The sequence below is a fragment of the Micromonospora yasonensis genome (genome assembly GCF_026013475.1).
Taxonomy (GTDB): Bacteria; Actinomycetota; Actinomycetes; order Mycobacteriales; family Micromonosporaceae; genus Micromonospora; species Micromonospora yasonensis.
The window spans coordinates 1-388 of record NZ_JAPDPH010000491.1 but is presented as its reverse complement, the minus strand read 5'-3'; the positions used below and the strand labels follow the sequence as shown (position 1 = coordinate 388).

The following is a 388-nucleotide window of genomic DNA, read 5'->3' as shown; positions in this document are numbered from 1 at the left end:
GGGCCGGCGGTCACCGTGGACACCGCCTGCTCCTCCTCCCTCGTCGCGATGCACCTCGCCACCCAAGCGATCCGCAACGGCGAATGCGACCTCGCCCTCGCCGGCGGCGTCACCGTCATGGCCACCCCCGGCATGCTCATCGAATTCAGCCGACAACGCGGACTCGCCCCCGACGGCCGATGCAAACCCTTCGCCGCCGCCGCCAACGGCACCGGCTGGGGCGAAGGCGCCGGCCTGCTGCTGCTGGAACGACTCTCAGTGGCCCAGAAACGCGGCCACCACATCCTCGCCGTCATCCGCGGCTCCGCCGTCAACCAGGACGGCGCCAGCAACGGCCTCACCGCACCCAACGGACCATCCCAGGAACGCGTCATCCGCCAGGCCCTCG

Annotated in this window: 1 protein-coding gene; it reads left to right on the top strand. The window is 71.4% G+C overall.

Annotated features, from left to right (window positions below; all coding sequences use genetic code 11):
• Nucleotides 1-388, top strand: a 388-nt coding sequence (locus ONA70_RS36500) for a beta-ketoacyl synthase N-terminal-like domain-containing protein (protein ID WP_265011025.1), incomplete at both ends; no start/stop codon positions are given.